This window comes from Streptomyces sp. NPDC046759, assembly GCF_040645475.1.
In the GTDB taxonomy this organism is placed as follows: Bacteria; Actinomycetota; Actinomycetes; order Streptomycetales; family Streptomycetaceae; genus Streptomyces.
In genome coordinates, this window is the sequence record NZ_JBEYYJ010000032.1 from 77,743 (window position 1) to 100,338 (window position 22,596).

General features: G+C 75.3%; 4 protein-coding genes. All 4 read left to right on the plus strand.

The genetic code is table 11. The annotated features are described in order from the left end of the window. The 4 genes from ABZ919_RS33595 to ABZ919_RS33610 all read left to right on the plus strand — a co-directional run bounded on the left by ABZ919_RS33595 (position 1) and on the right by ABZ919_RS33610 (position 22,559). Positions 1-20,151, plus strand: coding sequence for a non-ribosomal peptide synthase/polyketide synthase (locus ABZ919_RS33595; protein ID WP_361255366.1), 20,151 nt, complete (start codon positions 1-3; stop codon positions 20,149-20,151). Positions 20,152-20,320: 169 nt separating this feature from the next. Continuing rightward, entirely contained in the window at positions 20,321-20,524 is a 204-nt protein-coding gene (locus ABZ919_RS33600) for an MbtH family NRPS accessory protein (protein ID WP_361255369.1), read from the plus strand. A 146-nt stretch (positions 20,525-20,670) separates the two neighbouring features. Continuing rightward, positions 20,671-21,282 (plus strand): GNAT family N-acetyltransferase, encoded by a 612-nt coding sequence (locus ABZ919_RS33605; RefSeq protein WP_361255372.1) that lies wholly within the window; start codon positions 20,671-20,673, stop codon positions 21,280-21,282. After that, positions 21,279-22,559 (plus strand): MFS transporter, encoded by a 1,281-nt coding sequence (locus ABZ919_RS33610; protein ID WP_361255375.1) that lies wholly within the window; start codon positions 21,279-21,281, stop codon positions 22,557-22,559. The genes ABZ919_RS33605 and ABZ919_RS33610 overlap by 4 nt, the downstream gene beginning before the upstream one ends. Positions 22,560-22,596: the final 37 nt, after the last annotated feature.

Below are 22,596 nucleotides of genomic sequence, written 5' to 3' on the forward strand. Positions count from 1 at the left end.
ATGACGTCTTCGAACCCCGCGAACCCCGCGAACCCCGCCGGTTCTTCGCAGCCTTCCAGGCGGGAGCGCACCCAGGCGCTGCCCGAGGACCTGCGGGAGGCCCTGCGCCGGCGCCTGGCCGGACGGGCCGGCGCGGCCCCGGGAGCGGCGCCCGGCATCCCGCGCGCCGACCGCGACCGCCCGCTGCCGCTCTCGTACGCCCAGCAGCGCCTGTGGTTCCTGGACCGGCTGCGACCGGGCGACGCCCGCTACAACAGCGCCGTCGCGGTACGGCTCACGGGCGACCTGGACCAGGGCGCGCTGGAGGCCGCCCTCGCCGCCGTCGTGGCCCGCCACGAGGCGCTGCGCACCACGTTCGACGAGACCGACGGCAGGCCGGTGCAGACCGTGCACGCCGCCAGCCCGGTGCCCCTGACCGTCCTGGAGCCCGACGACGTCGACGCCACCCTGCTCGCGGAGTACTCCCGCCCCTTCGACCTGCTGCGGGGGCCCCTGCTGCGCGCCGCCCTGCTGCGGGAGTCGGCGACCGCGTACGTGCTCCTGCTGACGGCCCATCACATCGTCACGGACGGCTGGTCGATGGGCATAGTCCTCGGCGAGCTGTGCACGGCCTACGACGCCCTCTCCTGTGGCGCCGCACCCGGCCTGCCCGCGGTGCCCGCGCAGTATCCGGACTTCGCGGTGTGGCAGCGCGAGCAGCTCTCCGGCGCCCGGCTGGAGCGTCATCTGTCGTACTGGAAGCAGCAGCTGGCGGGCGCGGTGGCGCCGGAGCTGCCGCTGGACCGGCCGCGGCGCGGCGAGGAGGCCGGCGCGGGAGCCGTCCACACGTTCGCCGTGCCGGCCGACCTCACGGCCCGGCTGCGCGATCTCGCGAGAGAACAGCACACCACCCTCCACACCGCCCTCGTCGCGGGAACCCAGGCCCTGCTGGCCCGCTGGTCCGGCCAGGACGACAGCTGCGTCGGCTCGCTGACCCCCGGCCGCCCGCGCACCGAGCTCGAGCGGGCCGTCGGCTTCTTCGTGAACACGGTCGTGCTGCGCACCCCGGTGCGGGCCTTTGGCACCTTCCGGGATCTGCTGGCGCGGGCGACCGACACCGTCAACGACGCCTTCGCGCACGGCGACACGCCGTTCGAGCGGATCGTGGAGGCGGTGGGCGCGCCCCGCGAGGCGGGCCGCAACCCCCTGTTCGACGTGATGGTCCTGCTCCACCCCGAGCCGCCCGCCGCGACCGCACCGCGGGGCCTCGCCGCCGAGCCGGTCACCGTGCCCCGGCAGGCGGCCACCTTCGACCTGAGCGTCGAGTTCGTCCCCGACGGCGACGGCCTGGCCGGCCTGCTGGAATACCGCACCGATCTGTTCGAACCGGCGACGGCCGAGCGCATGGCGGGGCAGCTGCTGCGGCTGCTGGAGGGCGCCGCCGCCGAACCCGACCGGCCGCTCGGCACCCTGCCCCTGCTGTCCGCGCCAGAAGTACGGCAGGTGACGCACGACTGGAACGCCACCGCACGGCCGGTCGAGGAGACCACCTGCCCCGAGCTCTTCGAGCGCCGTGCGGCCCTGACGCCCGACGCGCTCGCCCTGGTCGCCGGCGGTGAACGCCTCGACTACGCCACGCTCGACGCCCGCGCCAACCGGCTCGCCCACCACCTCATCGCCCGCGGCGCCGGTCCCGAACGGCTGGTCGCGCTGCGGCTGCCGCGCACCGCCGACACGATCGTGGCGATCCTCGCCGTCTGGAAGTCCGGCGCCGGCTATCTGCCCGTGGACCCGGCCCTGCCCGAGGAACGCGTCCGCCATCTCCTCGAGGACGCCCGGCCCGCGCTGGTCCTGGACGAGGCCGCGCTGCGGGAGGTGCCGGAGGGGGCGCCCGACACCGCCCCCACCGACGCCGACCGCCGCCGGCCGCTGCACCCCTCGCACACCGCCTACGTCATCCACACCTCGGGCTCCACCGGGCGCCCCAAGGGCGTCGCCGTCGAGCACCGTTCGGTGGTCAATCTGCTGGCAGCCCACCGCAGCGGTTTCGTCGCCGACGCGGGCGGCGGCCCGCTGCGGGTCGCCCTCACCGCGTCGTTCTCCTTCGACACCTCCCTGGAAGGCGTGCTGCTGATGGCCGACGGCCATCCGCTGCACCTGGTGGACGAGACGACCCGGATGGATCCGGCCGCCCTGGTCGAGTACGTCGTGTTGCACCGTGTCGACTTCCTCGACGTCACCCCGTCGTACCTGCGGCAACTGCTGCCCGCGGGGCTGCTCACCGACCCCCGGCACCGGCCGAGGGTGCTGATGCTCGGCGGGGAGGCGGTCGGCGCCGCGCTGTGGCGCGAGCTGGCCGCACATCCCGACGTGGCCGCCTACAACTTCTACGGCCCCACCGAGTGCACCGTCGACGCGCTGGCCTGCCGCATCGAGGGCGGCGACCGTCCGCTGGTGGGCCGCCCCCTGCCGAACGTACGGGCCTACGTCCTCGACGACCGGCTCCGGCCGGTGCCACCCGGCGTCGGCGGCGAGCTGTACCTGGCGGGCGCGCAGCTGGCCCGGGGCTACACGCACCGGCCGGGCCTGACCGCGGCCCGGTTCCTGCCCGACCCCTACGGGACACCGGGCACCCGCATGTACCGCACGGGCGACCTGGCCCGCTGGACGGCGGACGGCCGCCTCGACTACCTCGGGCGCGCCGACGACCAGGTCAAGGTGCGCGGTCACCGCATCGAGCCCGGCGAGATCGAGGCGGCCCTGCTCGACCTGCCCGAGATCGGCGCTGCGGCCGTCGCCGCCGTACCGGACCGGCACGGACACATCCGCCTGGCCGCCTACGTGGTCCCCGCGGCAGGCGCCCCCGGGGCCGCCCCGGGCCAGTTGCGGGCAGCCCTGCGCGCCGTGCTGCCCGATCACATGGTGCCGTCCTCCTTCACCGCGCTGGACGCGCTGCCGCTGACCACCAGCGGCAAGCTGGACCGCCGCGCCCTGCCCGCCCCGGACTTCGAAGGCGCCGAGCGGGAGCGGGAGTTCGTCGCCCCACGCACCCCCGCCGAGCAGACCCTGGCCGGGATCTGGGCCGAGGTGCTCGGTGTGTCCCGGGTGGGCGTGACGGACAACTTCTTCGAACTGGGCGGCGACTCCATCCTGAGCATCCAGGCGGTCTCGCGCGCCCGCGCCGCGGGGCTGCACCTCGCCTCGCAGGACGTCTTCCGCCATCAGACGGTCGCCGACCTGGCCGCGGCGTCGGCCCGCCGCACCGCCCCCGTACCCGCGCCCCGGCGACCGCACGACGACGGACCCGCGCCGCTCACGCCCGTCCAGGAGTGGTTCTTCGCCACGCACGGCCCACTGCGGCACTTCAGCATGTCGATGCTGCTCGACCTGCCGTACGACCTCGACGAACGGGCGCTGGAACGGGCCCTGGAGGCCGTCGTCGCCCGGCATCCGGCACTCGGCGCGCGCTACACCCGTGCCGGGGACACCTGGCGGCTGCACCCGGCCGGGGCGCCGGCCACCGGACTGCTGACCCGGGCCCCTTCGGGCACCGAACCCGCCGACGCCGCCGACGCCGCCCGGGCGGCCCTCGACCCGGGCACGGGGGTGTTGCTGCGCGCCGTTCTGCTGCCGCACGGCGACCGGCCTCAACTGTTCCTGGCGGCCCACCACCTTGCCGTCGACAGTGTTTCCTGGCGCGTGCTGCTCGCCGACCTGGAACACGCCTACCGGCAGGCCGCGGCGGGGCAGGACCCGCAACCGCAGCCCGAGCAGACCCCGTTCACCGACTGGTCGCGTCGGCTGGCCGAACTGGTGCGGTCCGGCGCCCTGGACGACGACCTGCCGTACTGGGCGGCCGAGGCGGCCCGGCCGCGCACCCCGCTGCCCGTGGACCTGCCGGGCACCCCCCTCGCCGGATCCGTGCGCACCGTGCGCACCCGCGTCGACCGCGCCACCACCGACGCCCTGTTGCGGCGGGTGCCGGGCGTGTACCGCACGCAGGTCAACGACGTGCTGCTGAGCGCACTGGGACGGGTGCTCGCCGACTGGACGGGCGCCGAGCACGTGACCGTCGCCCTGGAGGGCCACGGCCGCGAGGAGCACCTGGTGGAGGGCGCCGATCTCTCCCGTACGGTCGGCTGGTTCACCACGCAGTACTCCGTCACCCTCACCCCGGCGGCCCCGTCCGACTGGGGCGCCACGCTCAAGGGGGTCAAGGAACAGCTGCGGGCCGTGCCCCGCCGGGGCCTGAGCCACCAGGCGCTGGCCCACCTCGGCTCGCCCCGGCCGGAGGCCCGGGCCCTGAGGGACCAGCCGCTGCCCCAGGTCTGCTTCACCTACCACGGTCAGTGGGAGACGGCCGCGGGCCGGGACTTCGCGCCCGCCGCCGACGTACCCGGCCGGGACACGGACCCGGCCGAGCCGCTCGACCACCTCCTCGACGTCACGGCCGCGGTGGCCGACGGCGAGCTGGAGATCACCTGGCACTACAGCGACCAGGTGCACCGGGCCGAGACGGTCCGCGCGCTGGCCGACGCCATGGTCCGGGCGCTCGCCGACGTCACCGAGCACTGCGCCCGCCCGGACGCCGGCGGCCGCACCCCCTCCGACTTCCCGCTCGCCCGCCTGGACCAGGCGACCGTGGACCGCCTCGCCGGCGACGGACGCGAGGTGGAGGACCTGCTGCCGCTCACCCCGCTGCAGGAGGGCATGCTCTTCCACCGCCTGGTCGGCGGGCCGGACGACGTGTACCTCGACCAGGCCGCACTGCTGCTGGAGGGCGTGACCGACCCCGACGCCCTCGCCGTCGCGTGGCAACGGGTCGCCGACCGCACCCCCGCCCTGCGCACCTCGGTGGTGTGGGAGGGCGTGCCGGCGCCGCTCCAGGTGGTGCACCGCGAGGTACGGCTTCCCGCCGAGGTCGTGGACTGGCGCGCGGTGCCCGCCGAGGAGCGGGACGGGCGGCTCGACCGGCTGCGGGCCGAGGACCTCGCACGCGGCCTGGACCTCGGGAGCGCACCGCTGATGCGGCTCACCCTCGTCCGGCTGCCCGAGGCCCGCGTACAGCTGCTGTGGACCTCCCACCACCTGATCCTCGACGGCTGGAGCCTCGCCCAGGTGCTCACCGAGGTCTTCGAGGAGTACGCCGCGCTCGTCTCCGGCACCGAGCCCAGGCCGCCGGTACGGCGCCCGTTCGGTGACTATGTGCGCTGGCTGGCCGGCCAGGACACCGGTGCCGCCCGCGCGCACTGGCGTCACGTCCTCGCCGGCTTCGCCACGCCCACCCCGCTGCCGGCCGACCGCGTCCGGCGGCCCGGCCACGAGAGCCGCTCGGCCGGCGTCCACACGGCCGGGCTCTGCGACGAGGTGTCCGCGAGGCTGGCCCGCACCGCCCGCGCCGCCGGGCTGACCCTCGGCACCGTGGTGCAGGGCGCCTGGGCACTGCTGCTGTCGCGCTGCAGCGCCGAACGGGACGTGCTGTTCGGCACCACGGTCTCCGGCCGCCCCGACGACCTGCCCGGCGTGGAGTCGATGGTCGGCATGTTCATCAACACCCTGCCCACACGGGTGCGGGTGGACGGCGCCCGTACCGCCACCGCCTGGCTCCGGGAGCTGCAGGAGGCGCAGGCCGAGGCGCGGAGGTTCGCCGCGGTGTCGCTCGCCGAACTCACCGCGCTGAGCGACGTGCCGGCCGGCAGCGCGCTGTTCGACAGCATGGTGGCCTTCGAGAACTATCCGTTCGACGAGGCCCGTTCCGCCGGCTCCGGCATCCGCCTGGCCGAGGTCTCCTCGCGGGACGCCACCAACTACCCGCTCGTGCTGCGGGCCCACCACGGTGAACGCCTCGGCTTCGACCTCGCCTACGACCCGGAGCTGTTCGACGCCGCTACGGTACGGACCCTCGCGCACCGGCTCTGCCTGCTCCTCACCGGCCTGGCCGACGACCCGGACCGCCCGCTCGACCGTCTCACCTGGACGACCGCCGAGGAAGAACGGCACATCCTGCGGGACTGGAACGGCAGCGAGCGGGGCCGGCCGGCCGAGACCCTGGTCGACCTCTTCGAGGCACAGGCCGCCCGCACCCCGCACACCGAGGCCGTCACCTGCGGCGACGACCGCCTCGACTACGCCACCCTGAACGCCCGGGCGAACCGGCTGGCCCACCGGCTCACCGAACTGGGCGCGGCACGCGAACGGTTCGTGGCCCTGGCGCTGCCCCGCTCCACCGACTTGGTCGTGGCCGTCCTCGCCGTCCTGAAGACCGGCGCCGCGTACCTGCCCATCGCCCCCGAACTGCCCGCCGAACGCGTCGCCCACCTGCTGGCCGACGCCGCGCCGGTCGCGCTGGTGACCACCACGTCCGGCGCCGCGGCCGGCACGACCGTGCCGCTCGTGCTGCTGGACGACCCGGCCGTGCGCGCCGACCTGGCCTGCCGTCCCGCCTCCGGCCCGGCGGAACCGGCCCGCCGCCCGCTGCCCGAGAGCCCCGCCTACGCCATCTACACCTCCGGCTCCACCGGCCGCCCCAAGGGCGTCGTGATCCCGCACGCCAACGTGGTCCGGCTGTTCACCCGCACCGCGCACTGGTTCGGCTTCGGCGCCGACGACGTGTGGACCCTGTTCCACTCCTACGCCTTCGACTTCTCCGTGTGGGAGCTGTGGGGCCCGCTGCTGCACGGCGGCCGGCTCGTCGTCGTCCCCGACGACACCGCCCGCTCCCCGGAGGACTTCCTGCGCCTGCTCGCCGACGAGCGGGTCACCGTCCTCAACCAGACCCCGTCCGCCTTCTACCCCCTGATACGCGCCGACCACGAACTCCCCGACGTCGCCGGCGGATTGGCGCTGCGCACGGTGATCTTCGGCGGCGAGGCGCTGGACGTGTCCCGGCTCGCGGACTGGTACGCCCGCCACCCGGACACCACGCCCCGCCTGGTGAACATGTACGGCATCACCGAGACCACCGTGCACGTCACCTACGCCCCGCTGGACCGCACCACGGCCCGCACCGGCACCGCCAGCCCCATCGGCACCGGCATAACCGACCTGCGCGTCTACGTCCTCGACGACGCGCTCAGGCCCGTACCGCCCGGGGCCGTCGGCGAGATGTACGTGGCGGGCGAGGGCCTGGCCCGCGGCTATCTGGGCCGGCCCGGCCTGACCGCAACCCGCTTCCTCGCCGACCCGTTCGGGCTCCCCGGCACCCGCATGTACCGCACCGGCGACCGGGCCCGGTGGCGGGCCGACGGCACCCTGGAATACCTCGGCCGCGCCGACCAGCAGGTCAAGATCCGCGGCTATCGCATCGAGCCCGGCGAGATCGAGGCCGCCCTGCACACCCATCCGGGGATCGGCGCCGCGACCGTCGGCGTCCACGAGGACTCCGCCGGCACCCGGCGCCTGGTGGCCCACGTCGTCGGGACCGGCACCGGCGACCGTGCCGCACCGCCGCCCCCCGCCGCCGAACTCCGGGCGCACCTCGAACGGCTGCTGCCCGCCCACATGGTGCCCGCCGCCTATGTGCCGATGGCGGCGCTGCCCCTGACCGTCAACGGCAAGCTGGACCGGCGGGCGCTGCCGGCACCCGGCCCCGACGGCTTCGCCACCCGCGGCGAGCGCACCGCGCCGCGCACCCCCGCCGAACGCCTCGTCGCCGCCGCGTGGGAGGACGTCCTGGACACGGACGAGATCTGCGCCGAGGACGACTTCTTCGCCCTCGGCGGCGACTCCCTCCTCGCGGTGCGCGTGACCTCCCGGCTGCGCGCCGCCTACGGCCGGGACGTCTCGCCCCGGCTGCTGTTCACCCACGCCACGCTGTCGGACCTCGCGGCCGCGCTGGGTGACCCGTCCGCCCGTCCCGGTACCCCGGACGACGCCGTCCCGGCCCTCGCCCCGGACGCGCCGGCACCCCTGTCGTACGCCCAGCAACGCCTGTGGTTCCTGGACCGGTTCGAGCCGGGCAGCACCGAGTACACGACCCTGTCCGTCCTGCGCCTGCGCGGCCCGCTGGACGTGCCCGCCCTGCGCACGGCACTGGACGGCCTGGTCGCCCGGCACGAGTCCCTGCGCACGACGTTCGCCGAACAGGACGGCCGGCCACGCCAGGTGATCCACCCGCCGGCCCCCGTGGACCTCCCCGTGGAGGAGACGGCCGGCCGCGCCGCCCTCGACGCCCTCCTGGACCGCGAGGCCGCCACGCCCTTCGACCTGACCACCGGCCCGCTGCTGCGCGCCCGCCTGGCCCGCCTCGCCCCCGAGGAGCACGTCCTCGTCCTCGCCCTGCACCACATCGTCACCGACGGCTGGTCCCTGGGCGTACTGGGCCGGGACCTGGGCGAGTTCTACACGGCGGCCCGCGAGCACCGGGCTCCCGACCTGCCCGCCCTGCCCGTCCGGTACGCCGACCACGCCGCCTGGCAGCGCAGCCGCACCGACCGCGCCGAGGCCGACCTCGCCCACTGGCGCCGGGTGCTCGAGGGCGTCACCCCGCTGGAGCTGCCCACCGACCGGCCCCGCCCCGCCGTCCGCACCCGGGACGGCGCCCTCGTCACCTTCGCCCTGCCCCCCGCACTCGTCGAGCGGCTGACCGGGCGGGGCCGGGAGGCCGACGCCACCCTCTACATGACCCTGGTCGCCGCCTGCCAGCTGCTGCTCGCCCGCTGGGCGGGCCAGGACGACCTGACCGTCGGCACCGTCACCGCGGGCCGGGACCGGCCCGAACTGCACGACGTGGCGGGCATGTTCGTCAACACACTGGTGCTGCGCGCCCGGGTGCGCCCCGAACTCCCGTTCCGTGAGCTGCTGACACAGGTACGGGGGACCGTCCTGGACGCCTTCGCGCACCAGGACGTGCCCTTCGAGCGGCTGGTGGACGCCCTCCAGCCGGAGCGGGACACCAGCCGGACTCCGTTGTTCCAGGTGATGGTGGCGCTGCACAACCTCGGCGCCGAAACACCCCGCCTGCCCGGCCTGCAGGTCGAGCCGCTGACCCCGCCGGTCCGCAACGCCACCTTCGACCTCGCCTTCGACTTCGTCCAACGCGACGGCGGCCTCACCGGCCATCTGGAGTACAACACAGGCCTGTTCGACACGGAGACCGCCGAGAACCTGGCGGCCCGGCTGCGGATCCTGCTGGAGGCGGTGGCCGAGGATCCGGACCGCGCCGTACGGGACCTGCCGCTCACGACCGACGCCGAACGCCGGTGGGTGCTCCGGCAGGGGACAGGCCCGCGGCTGCCCCGGCCGGACACCACCTTCCCCGCACTTTTCGAGGCCCGGGCCGCGCGCACCCCGCACCACACCGCCCTCGTCGCCCGCGACGCCACCCTCGGCTTCGCCGCGCTGAACGAGCGGGCCAATCGGCTCGCCCACCACCTGATCGGGCTCGGCGCCGGCCCCGAACGCGTCGTCGCGGTACGGCTGCCACGCACCTCAGACCTGGTCGTGGCGGTGTTCGCGGTCCTCAAGGCGGGCGCCACCCTGCTCTGCCTCGATCCGGAACTCCCGGCCGAGCGGACGGAGTTCCTGCTCCGCGACGCACGACCGCACAGCCTGCTGACCGACCTGGGCCAGGTGCCCTGGGACCGGCTGCCCGCCCACGACCCCGCCGACGCCGACCGCATCCGCCCGCTGCTGCCGCAGCACGCCGCGTACATCGTCTACACCTCCGGCTCCACCGGACGCCCCAAGGGCGTCACCGTCGAACACCGGCACCTGGTCAACCTCTGCCACGACCACCGCGACAACCTGCTCGCCCCGCACACGGCCGACGGGCGCCGGCTGCGGGCGGCGCTCAGCGCCTCCTTCTCCTTCGACACCTCCTGGGAGGGACCGCTGCTGCTCGCCCTCGGCCACCAGGTGCACCTCGTCGCCGAGGACGTCCGCATGGACCCGGAGGCGTTCTGCGCCCAGATCGCCGAGCACCGTCTCGACCTGGTCAACGTCACCCCGTCCTTCCTGCGCGAACTCATCTCCGCCGGTCTGTTCGCGCCGGGCCGGCACCACCCGCCCCTGCTGCTCGTCGGCGGCGAGGCCGTCCCCGCGGCGACCTGGCGCGAACTGGCCGACGCCGCACGGGACCACGGGGTCACCGCCTACAACATGTACGGTCCGACCGAATGCACCGTCGACGCGGTCTACGGCCGCGTGGCCGACCACCCCGGCCACCCGGTCATCGGCCGTCCCGGCGGCAACCTGCGGGCCTACGTCCTCGACGACGCCCTGCGCCCGGTGCCCTGCGGCATGCCCGGCGAGCTGTACCTGGCCGGCGACCAGGTGGCCCGCGGCTACCTCGGCCGCCCCGGCCTGACCGCCGCCCGTTTCCCGGCCGACCCGTTCGGCGCGCCGGGAGAGCGGATGTACCGCACCGGCGACCTGGCCCGCTGGGACCGCGACGGCCGCCTGGTGTTCCTCGGCCGCACCGACGAACAGATCAAGATCCGCGGCTTCCGCATCGAGCCGGGCGAGGTGGAGGCGGCGCTCCGCGCGCATCCCGGCGTGGCGGACGCCGCGGTGAGCGCGCGCGAGCACGCGGGCCGCCTGATGCTCGTCGGCTATGTGGTCCCCGCGGGCGGGCAGGTTCCGTCCGGGGACGAGCTGCGCGTCGAGCTGCGCCGGACCCTGCCCGACCACATGGTGCCCGCCGCCTTCGTGCCGCTGGCCCGCATCCCGCGCACCACCAGCGGCAAGACCGACCGGCGCGCGCTGCCCGCGCCGCCCGCCCGGCCCGACGGCACCACCCCGTACGTCGCCCCCCGGCCCGGGACCGAGGAGCGCCTCGCCGCCATCTGGGCCGAGGTGCTCGGCGTCGAACGGGTGGGCGCGCGGGACAACTTCTTCACGCTCGGCGGCGACTCGATCCTCAGCATCCAGATCGTCGCCCGGGCCCGGCAGGCCGGACTCGCCCTCACCACCAAGGACGTCTTCCGGCACCAGACGGTGGCCGAACTCGCCCTGAGCGCCGGCCGGTCGCGGCCGAGCCGGGCAGCCGCCGACGTCCCGCCCGCACAGGCCCCGCTCACCCCCATCCAGCACTGGTACCTCGGTGACCGCGATCCCGCCGCGCCGCTCCGCTTCAGCATGACCCAGCGGCTGGAACTGGCGCCGGGCACCGACCCGTCCGCCCTGAGCCGGGCCGTGGAGGCCGTCGTACGCCGTCACGCCGCCCTGCGCACCCGCTTCCGCCGAACGGACCCCGGCTGGCTCCAGGAGGCCCTGGACGAGGCGCCGGCCCCCGTCTTCACCCGGTACGACGTGACCGGGCTGCACGGAACGGCACTGGAGGCGGAGGTGCAGCGGCTGACGGAGGAGGCCCAGACCGCGCTCGACCCACTCACCGGACGGGTCGTCCAGGTCCTGTTCCTCGATCGCGGACCCGATCGGGGCAGCCAACTCGTTCTCACCGCCCACCACTTGGTGATCGACGGCGTCTCCTGGCGCATCCTGCTGACCGACCTGGAATCCGGGTACCGGGCGGCAGCGACCGGGCAGCCGGTGGAACTGCCTCCCGCGGGCACCTCCTACGGCCGCTGGGCCGAGCGGCTCGCCGCGCACACCAGGGACGGCGGCCTGGACGGCGACCTGCCGTACTGGACGCGGACCTGCGCCGCTCCGGCCGCCGCGCTGCCCGCCGGACGGCCCGGCCCCAACACGCACGGCACAGCCGCCACGGTCACCGTGGCGCTGGACCCGGCGACGACCGACGCCCTGCTCCGGCAGGTCCCCGAGGCCTACCGCACCCAGGTCAACGACGTCCTTCTCAGCGCACTGGGCCGCACCCTGGCCGGCTGGTGCGGCCGGGACACCGTGCTGCTCGGTGTGGAGGGCCACGGCCGCGAGGACCTCTTCGACGACATGGATCTGTCGCGGACGGTGGGCTGGTTCACCGCCGAATTCCCCCTCGCCCTGCGCGTCGACCCCGCGGCCGGCTGGCACGACACGCTGCGCTCGGTCAAGGAACAGCTGCGCGAGATCCCGCTGCACGGCCTCAGCCACGGCGCCCTGCGCCACCTCCTGCCCGGCAGCCCGCTCGCCGGCACCCCAGCCCCGCAAGTCGGCTTCAACTACCACGGACAGTGGGACGCGGACGCCGGCGACGGACTGTACCGCGCGGCCCTGCCCCCGGCCGGCCGCGACACCGATCCCGGCGAGCTGCGCCCCTACCTCCTGGACATCACCGGCGTGGTCCAGCACGGGCGGCTCGAACTGGCGTGGACCTACCCCGCCGGGACGTACGACGAGGACACCGTCCGCGCCCTGGCCGAGGAGACGGCCGCGGCCCTGCGTGACATCGTGGCGCACTGCGCCCGCCCCGGAACCGGCGGACGCACCCCCTCCGACTTCCCCCTCGCCGGCCTCACCCAGGACCGGCTGGACGAACTCGTCGGCGACGGCCGCCACGTCGAGGACGTGCTGCCCCTGACCCCGCTGCAGTCCGGCATGCTCTTCCACGGGCTCGTCGACACCGAGGGCGCCTACTTCGACCGCACCGCGGTACGGCTGTCCGGGGTGGCCGACCCGCAGGCGTTCGCCGATGCGTGGCAGCAGGTCGCCGACCGCACCCCCGCGCTGCGCACCAGCGTGCACTGGCGGGGCCTGCCGCACCCGGTCCAGGTGGTCCACCGCCGGGCCGAGCTGCCCGTCACCCACCTCGACTGGCGGCACCTGGACCCCGTGCGGCGGGCACGGGAGACGGAGCGGCTGATCGCCGAGGACCGCGCCGGCGGTCTCGACGTCACCACCGCCCCGCTCACCCGGCTCACGCTGGCCGCGCTGCCCGGCGACGAGGTGCTGCTGCTCTGGTCCACCCACCACATCGCCCTCGACGGCTGGAGCACCGGGCAGCTGCTCACCGAGGTGTGCGAGCGCTACGCCGGGCGCACCGGTGGCCCGCACGCCGAGCCCCCGGTGCGGCGGCCGTTCTCCGACTTCCTGCGCTGGCTGCGCGACCAGGACGAGACCGCCGCCGAACGGCACTGGGCCGAAGCCCTCAACGGCTTCACCGCCCGCACCCCGTTGCCGTACGACCGTACGCCCACCGAGGCGCACCGCGCGCGCTCCACCGCGGCCGTCCACCACGAGCTCGACGAGCGGACCTCGCGGCGGCTGCGGGACACCGCCGCTCGCGCCGGGCTCACCGTCAACACCGTGGTGGAGGGCGCCTGGGCGCTGCTGCTGGCGCGCTGCTCGGGCCGTGACGACGTGGTCTTCGGCACCACGGTCTCCGGCCGTCCCGCCGAACTGCCCGGCGTGGAGGGCATGATCGGCATGTTCATCAACACCGTGCCGACCCGGGTCCGCGTGCCCCGAGGCGGCCCGGTGCTGCGATGGCTGCGCGACCTGCAGGAACGACAGAGCGACGCCCGCCGTCACGACTTCCTCGCGCTGCCCCGCATCCAGGCCGCCGCCGAAGTGCCGCCCGGCGAAGCCCTGTTCGACAGCATGGTGGTGTTCGAGAACTACCCGGTCGACGAGGCGGCCACCGCACGCACCGGGGTCCGTGTGGTGGAGGTGCGCGCCGACGACGCCACGACGTTCCCGTGGTGCCTGCGCGCCCACCTCGCCGAGCGGCTCGGTTTCGACCTGGCCTACGATCCCGGCCTGTTCGACCGGGACACCGTCGAACGCGCCGCCGACCGGCTGGCCGGGCTGCTCATCGCTCTCACCGAGGGCATCGATGCAACCGACACGTCCGTCGGGGACCTGGACGCGCTCACCCCGGCCGACCGGCGGCTGCTGGCGGAGTGGAACACCACCGTGCGTCCGGCGGACCCGCGCAGCCCGGTGGAGCTCTTCGCCGAGCAGGCCCGCCGTACCCCGGACGCCCCCGCGGTGCGGGACGGCGACCGCCTGCTCACCTACCGCGAACTCGCCGGCTGGTCCCGGCGCCTCGCCCTCCGGTTGCGGGCCGACGGCCTGGGCGCCGAGGACCGGGTGGCGCTCCTGATGGACCGCTCGGCCGAACTTGTCGTCGCCCAGCTCGCCGTACTCACCGCCGGCGGCGCCTACGTGCCCGTCGACGCCCGGGCCCCCGAGGAGCGCCGGCGTGCGCTGCTCGCACAGGCCGGTGTGACCGTGCGGCTCACCTCGGCCGAGGTCACCGCCGCACGTGCCCGCGCGCAGGACGCCGACATTCCGCCGGCCGACCCGCCCGCCACACCCTCCGGCCCCGAGAACGAACCCCGCCCGTGCGCGGTCCGCGGTGACGCCGACACCGACGTGGGCGCGGCGGGGAGCCCGGGCGTGCCCGCGGCCTTCGGGGTCACGGACCCCGTGGTCGGCGCGATGGGCCGGCTGCGCCCGTCCCCGGACCGCGAGCCGGGTGCCGGCGCCACAGGCCGGTCGCTGCCGTCCGCCGACCCCGACCGCCTGGCGTACGTGATGTTCACCTCCGGCTCCACCGGGCGGCCCAAGGCGGTGGCGGTACGGCACCGGGACGTGGCGGCGCTGGCCACCGACAGCCGTTTCGCCGGCGGGGTGTGCGCAGGCGTGCTGCTGCACTCGCCCGTCGCCTTCGACGCCGCCACCTTCGAGGTGTGGGCGCCGCTCCTCACCGGCGGCTGTGTGGTCGTCGCGCCCGGCGAGGGCGTGGACGCGGGCCTGGTGCGGCGGCTGACCGCTGACGGCGCACTGACGGCACTGTGGCTCACCGCCGGCCTCTTCCGGCTGCTCGCGCAGGACGCACCGGACTGCTTCCGGGGCCTGAAGCAGGTGTGGACCGGTGGTGACGTGGTCCCCGCACCGGCCGTGCGCCGGGTACTGGCCGCCTGCCCGGGACTGACCGTGGTGGACGGCTACGGACCCACCGAGACCACCACCTTCGCCACCTCCTACGAGCTCGCCGACGCGACGGCCGTGCCGGACACCGTGCCCATCGGCCGTCCGCTGGACGACCTGCGCATCCACGTTCTCGGCTCCCGGCTGCGGCCGGTCCCGCCGGGCTGCGCGGGCGAGCTGTACATCGCCGGTGAGGGCGTGGCCCGCGGCTACCTGGGCCGTCCCGGGGACACCGCGGCCCGCTTCCTCGCCGACCCGGCGGGCCCGCCCGGCACCCGGATGTACCGCACCGGGGACCTGGCCCGGCGGCGCCCCGACGGCACCGTCGAATTCCTCGGCCGTGCCGACGACCAGGTGAAGATCCGCGGCTTCCGGGTGGAGCCCGGCGAGGTCGAGGCCGCCCTCGCGGCCCACCCGGACGTGCTGGACGTCGCCGTGCTCGCCCGCGAGGACCGGCCGGGTGCCAAACGTCTGGTCGCCTACGTCGTCGGACCGGCCGGCAAGGACCCGGCCGGCCTGCGCGCCTTCGCCGCCCGCACCCTGCCCGACTACCTCGTCCCGGCCGCGTTCGTCCCGCTCGGCACCCTCCCTCTGAGCGGCAACGGCAAGGTCGACCGGGCAGCCCTGCCGGCGCCGGAGACGTCCGCGCCCGGCGAGCACGTCGCACCCCGCACCGAGGCCGAGCGGCGCACGGCGGAGATCTTCGCGGAGGTCCTGGGCATCGAACCGCCCGGCGTGGAGGACGACTTCTTCCAGCTGGGCGGCGACTCCATCCTCAGCATCGGGCTCGCCGCCCGGCTGGCCGAGGCGTTCACCGCGGACCTCACTCCCCGGGAGGTGTTCACCCACACCACTCCGGCCGCTCTGGCGCGGCTGCTCACCGCACAGGACGGCACGCGACGCCCGGCCATCGTCCCGGTCGCCCGCGACGCGGCCGCGCCCATGTCGTACGCCCAGCAACGCCTGTGGTTCCTCGAGGAGTTCGCGCCCGGCGGTGCCGAATACGTCACCGCGCTCGCCCTGCGCCTGCGCGGCACCCCGGACACCGCCGCCCTCGGCGCGGCGCTCACCGCCCTGGTGGCCCGGCACGAGTCACTGCGCACCACCTTCGACAGCGTGGACGGTCAGGGCGTCCAGATCGTCCACCCGCCGCACCGGGTACCGCTGCCCTCGCACGACCTGTCCCTGCTGTCCCGCGCCCAGCGCGAACCGGCCCTGCGCCGGCTGCTCGCGGACGAGCGCGCCCGCCCCTTCGACCTGCGTGAGGGTCCGCTGCTGCGCGCCCAGCTGATCCGGCTGGCCGACGACGACCACGTCCTCGCGTTCGCCCTGCACCACATCGTCACCGACGGGTGGTCGACCTCGGTGCTGCTGGGCGACCTGGCCCATCTCTACCGCGCCGAACTGGGCGCCGAAGACGGCGCGTTGCCGCCGCTGCCCGTGCAGTACGCCGACTACGCCCACTGGCAGCGTACGGCCGGCGACACCGGCACAGGCGAGCAACTCGCCTACTGGAAGCGGCAACTGGCCGGCACCGAACCGCTGGAGCTGCCCACCGACCGGCCCCGGCCGCCGGTGCGGACCAGCAACGGAGCGACGACCCGCCTCGTGCTGCCGGCCCGGACGGTCCGGCGCCTCACCCGGCTCGCCCGGGACCGGGGCACCACCCTGTTCACCGCCCTCGTCGCCGCCACCCAGGCCTATCTGGCCCGCCTCGGCGGAGGACAGGACATCGCCGTCGGCACCGTCACCTCCGGCCGCGACCTGCCCGAGACCCGAGCCCTCGTCGGGTTCTTCGTGAACACCCTGGTCCTGCGCTCCCGGGTCGACGCCGAGCAGCCGTTCGACGCATTCCTGGCCGGCGTGCGGCGGACGGCGCTGGAGGCCTTCGCCCACCAGGACGTGCCGTTCGAACGGGTGGTGGACGAGGTCCAGCCGGTCCGGGACACCAGTCGCAGTCCGCTGTTCCAGGTCATGGTCGTCCTGCAGAACACCCCCGCCGCCGACCTCCGCCTGCCCGGCCTGGACGTCACGGACGTCGAACCCGACGCGCGGCAGGCGGCGTTCGACCTCACCGTGGAGTTCGCCGAGACCGGCACCGGAGCGCTGCACGGCCTGATCACCTACAACACCGACCTCTTCGACCCGGCCACCGCCGAACGGATGGCCCATCAGCTCGGCACGCTGCTGACCGCCGTCGCCGAGGACCCCGAGCGCCCACTCGGCGCCCTTCCGCTCACCTCCGACGACGAGTCCAAGAGCCTCCTCGACCAGGGCCGGGGCACCTTCCGCCCCGTGCCGGAGACCACCCTGCCGGCCCTGTTCGAGCGGCAGGCGGCCCGCACTCCGGACGCGGTCGCGCTGGTGGACGGCGACCGGGAACTGACGTACGCGCAGGTCGAGCGTGCCGCCAACCGGCTCGCCCACCGTCTGGTCCGGGACGGCGTGGGACCGGAGCACGTGGTGGCCCTGACCCTGCCCCGATCGGCGGAGACGGTGGTCGCCCAGCTCGCCGTCGCCAAGGCCGGCGGGGCCTTCCTGCCGGTGGATCCCGATTACCCGGCACAGCGCAGGGAGTTCATGATCCGCGACGCCGGAGCCCGTCTGGTGCTCGACGACCCGGCCGGGATCTGGACCGCCGACGGGCCGGACACGGCGCCCACGGACGCCGACCGCACCACCGCGCTCACCCCCGGACATCCCGCCTACGTCATCTACACCTCCGGCTCCACCGGCACCCCCAAGGGTGTGGTGGTGACCCACCGGGGTCTCGCCTCCTTCGCCGCGGCCGCGGCCGAGCAGTACGCGGCCGGCCCCGGCGACCGGGTCCTGCAGTTCGCCTCGCCCAGCTTCGACGCCTCCGTGCTGGAGCTGTGCGTGTCCCTGCTCGGCGGAGCGGCCCTGGTGACCGGGGAGGAGGGGCCACTGGTCGGCGAGCGGCTGGCCGAGGTGCTCGCCGAGCGGCGCATCAGCCACACGCTGATCCCACCCGCGGCCCTGGCCACCGTCCCGTCCGCCACCGCCGGCAGCCTGCCCGCGCTGCGCACCCTGATCGTCGGCGCCGAGGCCTGCCCGGCCGACCTCGTCGACACCTGGGCACCCGGCCGCCGGATGATCAATTCGTACGGGCCCACCGAGGCCACCGTGGTCGCCACCTGGACCGGCCCGCTGGCTCCCGGCTCGGGTGCCCCGCCCATCGGCCGTCCCGCGGCCGGCACCCGGGTGTACGTCCTCGACGCCGCTCTGCGACCCGTACCCCCGGGTGTGACGGGGGAGTTGTTCCTCGCGGGCCCCGGGCTCGCCCGTGGCTACCTGGGCCGGCCGGGACTCACCGCCGGGCGCTTCGTCGCCGACCCGTTCGGCGCTCCGGGGGAGCGGATGTACCGCACCGGTGACCTCGTGCGGTGGACCGCCGACGGCCAGCTCCGGTTCGCCGGGCGCGCGGACGACCAGGTCAAGCTGCGCGGCTTCCGCATCGAGCCGGGCGAGATCGAGAGCGCGCTGCGCCGCGGTCCCCTGGTGCGCGACGCGGCCGTCGTCGTACGCGCGGATGCACCGCAGGAAGGTGCGGCCGCCGGACCCGCCCGGCTGGTCGCCTATGTCGTACCGGAGGAGCCGTCCGCCACCGACGTGCCCGTCGGTGAGCTGCGCGAGCACCTGGCCGGGCTGCTGCCGCCGCACATGGTGCCGTCGGTCTTCGTGCCGCTCCCGCGGCTGCCGCTCACCCCGAACGGCAAGACCGACCGGCGCGCCCTGCCCGCACCGGGACCCGGACGGGCCTCCGGCGGCGCCCGCATCGCCCCGCGCACCGACACCGAGCGCCGTATCGCCCGGATCTGGTCCGACGTGCTCGGTGTCGAGGACATCGGTGCCGACGACAACTTCTTCGCCCTCGGCGGCGACTCCGTCCTGACCATGCAGGTCGTGTCGCGGCTGCGTCGGGACGGCCTGCACGTGGCCACCCGCGACCTGTTCACCCACCAGACGGTCGCCGAACTCGCGGGCGTGGTGCGGACCGCGCCCCGGCAGGCCGAGAACGGGCCGGTCACCGGCGAGGTGCCGCTCACCCCGATCCAGCAGTGGTTCCTGAGCACCCCGCGCGCCGCCCACCACCACTTCAACCAGGCGGCACTGCTGGAACTCGACGGCGTCCCCGACCGGCGCGCGCTGCGCGCCGCCCTCGACGCCCTGCTGGACCACCACGACGCCCTGCGCATGCGGTTCACCCGCTCCGCCGGCACGGCCGGCTGGCAGCAGTTCAATCCACCGCCGGCCGGACGGTACGACGTCCTCGACCACCACGACCTGTCGGGTCTGCCCGCCGAGGAGGCGGACGCGGCCATGGAGAAGACCGCCGACGACCTGCACAGCGGGTTCGACCTGTCCGACGGCCCGAAACTGCGGGCGGCCCTGTTCACCGGCGACCCGGACCGGCCGGTGTTCCTCCTGCTCGTCGCCCACCACCTGGTCGTCGACGCCGTCTCCTGGCGCATCCTGCGCGACGACCTGGAGACCGCCTACCGGCAGGCGCTGCACGGCGAGCCGGTCTCCCTGGGAGAACGGAGCACCAGCTTCCGCGACTGGGCGAGGCGGTTCGCCGCGCACGTCGCCGGAGGGGGTCTCGACCACGAACTGCCGTACTGGGAGGACGCGGCGCGACTCGAGCCCGGCCCGGTGGACGCGACACCCGGCCCCGAGTCCACCGGGACCAGCGTGGTGAGCGTGGAACTCGACGAGGAGGACACCACCGCTCTGCTGCGTTCCGCACCGACGGCCTACCGCACGCGGGTCAACGACGTGCTGCTCGCCGCGCTCGCCCTGGCGCTGGCCCGCTGGACCGGACAGGACCGGGTTCGCCTCGACCTGGAGGGCCACGGCCGGGAGGAGCTGCTCGACGGAGTCGACCTCTCCCGCACCGTCGGCTGGTTCACCACCGTCCATCCGGTCGCTCTGCGGGTGCCCTCGCCCACGGACCTCGGCCCGGACCGGGACTGGCGGTCCCTGGTGAAGTCGGTGCGCCGCCAGCTGCGCGCCGTACCGGGCAACGGCATCGGCTTCGGGGCGCTGCGCACCTTCGGCCCGCCCGAGGTCCGCGAGCGCCTCGGCGCCGGCGCGCACAGTCAGGTGGTGTTCAACTACCTGGGCCAGTGGGACGCCTTGCCCGGGACTCCGGACGGCGGCCTGGTGCGCGCCGAGCACGGATCCTTCGGACAGGACCACGACCCGCGGGACCCCGGCTCCCACCCGGTGGAGGTGGTGGGCGCGGTCCAGCACGGCCGCCTCGCGTTCAGCTGGCACCACCGCCCCGCCGTCCACGACACCGCGACGATACGCCGGGTGGCGCAGGAGTTCGCCGTCGCCCTGCGGCACATCGCCCGGCACTCCCGGGGAGGCAGGTGACGACGTTCCGCACCCTCGCACGCGCCACCGGGGCACGCGGCCCGGCGAGGCGGGGCCCCGAGAGGTCCGCGCCCGCCCCGCGCCCCGGCCGATCCCCACCCGCGCCCCGGCCGATCCCCACCCGCGCCCCCCGGCCCATCCCGTGACCGTGACGACGAAGGAGCAAGACATGGACGAGAACACCCGCTACCAGGTGCTGCGCAACGACGAGGAGCAGTACTCCCTGTGGCCGGCCGACATCGAGGTGCCCGCCGGCTGGCAGCCCGTCGGCAAGGAGGGCACCGAGGCCGAGTGCACCGCGTACGTGGACGAGGTCTGGACGGACATGCGCCCGCGGAGCCTGCGCGAGCGCATGGAGAACGCCGGGGCCTGACCGGCCCGGAACGGCACGTCCTGCCGGGCCGGCCACGCGGTGCCGGCCCGGCACAGGCGCCGCGCTCCCCCCCACCTCCCGTACCGCCGCATCGGCGCCCCACCGCCCTCGGCCCCACCGAAGCACGCCCTCACCGAGGAGCCCGAATGACCCCCGTACTGCGCACCGAACGCCTGGAATTCCTGCCCTACCGCCCCCAGGACGAAGACGCCTTCGTCGGCCTGCTGCGCGACGCCGACGTGTGCCGCTGGATGGGCCAGGAGCTCGTGCCCGAACCGGACCTGCGCGCCCTCTTCCACACGATCCTCACGGACGTCTACCCGCAGCGCCGCTTCGACGTGTGGGGCCTGTGGCTGGACGGCGCCTACGCCGGCCACGCCGAGGTGAAGAAGACCGGCAACGTCCCCGGCCACGAACTCGTCACCGCGCTCGCCCCCGCGTACTGGGGCCGCGGGCTGGGCGGCGAGGTGGTGCGCGGCCTGCTGCGCCACGCGGCCGACCAGCTCGGACTGCAGGAGGCGTACGGCATGGTGGGGGCCGAGAACACCGCCAGCCTGGCCATGTGCCGCCGGCTGGGCTTCCGCCACCTGAGGGACGTCGTCGCCGACGACGGGTCGGTGACCAAAATGCTCGTCGTCCCCACAACGACCGGGGGATTTGCCGGCCCGGCGCCCGCGTCCGGCCTCGCCGGGGCAGCGGACCCGGTGGCGGCTGCCGGGCCGACGCCGGACCCCGCCCCCGCCGAGGAACCGGCGTGAGCAGACCACCGATCACCGCACAGGGCGACACCGACGCGCCGGACACCGGCCCGCCGCCGAGCCTGTGGTGCAACCGCGCTTTCAACCTCCTGTGGACCGGTCAGTGCCTGTCGGACCTGGGCGGTGCCATGGCGGACCTGGCGTTGCCGCTGCTGGTCCTGCAGCAGACGGGGTCCACGGCCCGGGCAGGACTCGTCGGAACCGTCGGACTCGCCGCCACCACACTGTGCCGGCTGCCCTCCGGGGTGCTCGCCGACCGCTGCGACCGGCGCCGCCTGATGGCCGTCTGCGATGCCCTGCGGATCGCCGCCTACGCCGTCCTCGCGGCCGCGGTCGCCGCGGGTGCGGCCCCCCTGCCGGTGGTCCTCGCGGTCGTGGCCGGCAGCGCGGCCGCCACCGCCGTCTTCAGCACGACCGAGCACGCCTCGATCCGCACCCTCGTGCGCGCCGACCAGATCGCCGACGCCGTCGCCCGCAACGAGGCCCGCTCGTACGGCACTTCGCTGGCCGGCCCGCCGCTCGGCGGCCTGCTCTTCGGGGTCGGCCGGTCCCTGCCGTTCCTCGGCAACGCACTGAGTTTCCTGCTGTCCTTGGTCGCGGTCCTGTGCATCCGCCGGCCGCTGCAGGGGCCCCGGCCGGGCACGGAGCGCCGGCCGGGCACCGCCAGGAGTGCCGCTCCGGCCGGCGCGTCCCTCGCCGAGGGCGTGCGGTTCGTGCTGCGGCACCCCTTCCTGCGGGGGCTGCTCCTGATCGCGGCACCGCTCAACATGGCCTTCACCGGCATGATCTTCGCGATGACCCTCGCCCTCAGACGGGCCGGACTCTCCCCGTTCCTGATCGGTCTCGCCGGAACGATTTTCGCGCTGGGCGGCTTCCTCGGCGCACTCGCGGCCCCCGCCCTGCAGCGGCGGCTGCGCCTGCCCACCTTGATCACCGTACTCTGCTGGGTCACCGCCGTGCTGATGGTGGTCGCGACGCTCCTGTCCACCGGCGTCCTGGCCGCCGTGCCCCTGGCGGCCGCGGTGTTCCTCGGCCCCACGGCCAATGCGGCCCTCTTCGGGCATCAGGCCGCCGTCACTCCCGATCACCTGCAAGGCCGCGTGGTCAGCGTGCTCCTGCTGGCGGCGGGCTCGGCGGCCGCCCTGGCCCCCGCCCTGGCCGGGGCGCTGCTGGCCCGTCTGAGCCCCGGCACGGCGATGCTGGTCTTTCCCCTGCTGGTCACCGTGGCCGCGGCGACGGCCACCCTCGGCCGGGTTTTCCGCACCATGTCGCCATGAGCAGCGTCCACAGGGGCTGCGCCGGAGCCCCGTACGC